Origin of the sequence: Shewanella sp. NIFS-20-20 (assembly GCF_019209865.1) — a bacterium.
In the GTDB taxonomy this organism is placed as follows: Bacteria; Pseudomonadota; Gammaproteobacteria; order Enterobacterales; family Shewanellaceae; genus Shewanella.
In genome coordinates, this window is sequence record NZ_JAHUTT010000113.1 from 1 (window position 1) to 2,137 (window position 2,137).

The following is a 2,137-nucleotide window of genomic DNA, read 5'->3' on the forward strand; positions in this document are numbered from 1 at the left end:
TAACTATATCGAATATTTCTACAATCCAGTGCGGCATCATGGTAGTAATAACGGACTGTCTCCAATGAAGTTTGAAAAGCAGTATTATGAGAACTTAGAAAGTGTCTAGAAAACTAGGGGCTTACCAACTATCACAGATATCACTAATGTAGTCAGTTGTTGAACAAGGTGTTTTATCAATGCCGACTACGTCATGTGTTCGCATTAACTTAATATAGATTGCACGCCCGACCCTACCCGCAGAGCCTGTTACCAAAATTCTCATTCCGACACCTACTAATGATTGACCTCAAAGCAGCTAACGCTCAAAGCAAGCGCGCGGTACGCGTCGCTTTGACTTTGCTTGTTATATGCGACTTCATTAAATGTTGAACCTTTGGAACGTTTTTTTAGCAATAAATAACGTCAGGCCGCAAAGTGCTAATATCGATAGGCCAAATGCTCCAAAAAACATAGCTATCTCTATAACTGATCGCTCACTGCTTCGAATTGGTTCATTAAGGTCAAAATTCATCAGGTTACCTAACACGTAAATCATTGCCGTACATGAACCACTGAATATCGGTATCAATACCATATAAACACAGAATCTAAAAAAGCGTCGTTTTCTACTAAATGGCGCATCTATCCGATAATTAAATTTTGAATTCAATGTCTACTTCCGGTTGAGCATATAACGCTTCAATAACCGGCGCAGCTTTGCTGCGTCCGGCGCCGAAGGCGCGTAGTTAATTGACTTGTTATGTGCATTACTCTGGCTTACCAAAGATGAATAAACATACAAAGAAAACAACAACGGAAACGATTGCCGAGATATAGCTTAAAACAAAAGGTAGTCGTAAACTTTCAGCAAATGCTTTTGCTGCTTCGTTATCTATTTCTTTGTATTGCCTTTGCATCAAATATTTATTAAGAGGCCATGCATTTATCAAGTCTCCATTACCCATTAGAGTTGGCTCACCTGAGTGTTCCCAAAGTTCAGGGTGCTTTTTCTTGCTGCCCCAAATAAACATCCAAGAAGTGATGCTCTCTAAAGTAAGACAAATTGCAAAAACTCCGAATGTAGACCAGAAGATCATTCAAACTCCATTAGCACATAACGCCACGCTCTGCGGAAATTTAGGAGCGCTAGCGAGTAAATTTTCCGTAGCAGCGTCTTGTTATGCATTTTTCGCCAATTTGGTTGTATTGAAGCCTTCCTCAGGGGTGGGAGCCATAAAATACTTTGTAACCTGCTCAAACATATCTGCTGTATCAGTTGCCGATCTTTCAGGCTGTTCTTTGCGCCGTTTTTCAATCTGTTTTAAACAGATCTCATTTGACAAGTCGATGTATACCAAATTATGTGGAGCTTCAATCTCGGAGAAAATACTCCGAAACCAATCTCTTTGCGACAGAGTGTTTGCAGGGAAGTCTATTACTACATTGGTTCCCGCAGACAACATGGATTGAACAAGCTTTTTAATCTGCGGCTTAAGTAGATTTGAATATTCGATATAGTCATTTAGTGATGAAATTTTATTTGGGTAGAGTGACGCAAGCCATTCATCTTCTGAAAGCAATACTGCATTGCTTTTCTGTGCGATTTCGCTAGCTTTAGTAGATTTTCCTGCACCCATTTTTCCACAGAAGAAGGTCAATGTTCCTTTGTTCATCGTTGCTCTCTATTTTGATGCATAACAGTGTATTACCCGGACTTCTCGTTAAACCCAAAGCAGAAACAGCATCCGCCTTCGAATACCAAGTCAAAGTAATTCAAATATTTCAACAAGATAGCACTATTATAAAGCAGTTTTCAAGAGATTCTTCTCAAGAGAAAGCGAGACTTTTATGCGCGATTTTTAGGTTGTTTGCAGGATTTTTCACCGCCCACCATTACAACTGTGTATAAACACAGTTCTGGTGACGCCACTGACAGCCAATAGGCACAGTGGCGTTAAATCCAGAGCAACATAATACAGCGGCTATTAAGGATATGGTCTAACCGTAAGAATAGAAAACCGCGCAGTTTGCGTAATGCCGTTCACTTAGTGTGAACGGCATTTTTCTTAGACTTAATGGGATACTTGTTTTTACTCATTTTTAACGCACGTGGATAGGCCCTATCCCGTTTCCCATCAAGCTTGAACTGTCTCGC

At 40.2% G+C, this 2,137-nt stretch carries 2 protein-coding genes and 1 pseudogene; all 3 read right to left on the bottom strand.

The window, feature by feature from the left end; genetic code table 11:
* Positions 1-127: 127 nt before the first annotated feature.
* A pseudogene (locus KU855_RS18985) lies at positions 128-265 on the bottom strand (NAD(P)-dependent oxidoreductase); the annotation flags it as partial.
* Between the two features lie 484 nt (positions 266-749).
* The gene (locus tag KU855_RS18615) at positions 750-1,079 is read right to left on the bottom strand and encodes a hypothetical protein (RefSeq protein WP_218528512.1); all 330 of its coding nucleotides are present in this window, start codon (positions 1,077-1,079) and stop codon (positions 750-752) included.
* Between the two features lie 81 nt (positions 1,080-1,160).
* Positions 1,161-1,655, bottom strand: a complete 495-nt coding sequence (locus KU855_RS18620; protein ID WP_218532778.1) for an ATP-binding protein — start codon at positions 1,653-1,655, stop codon at positions 1,161-1,163.
* Positions 1,656-2,137 lie beyond the last annotated feature (482 nt).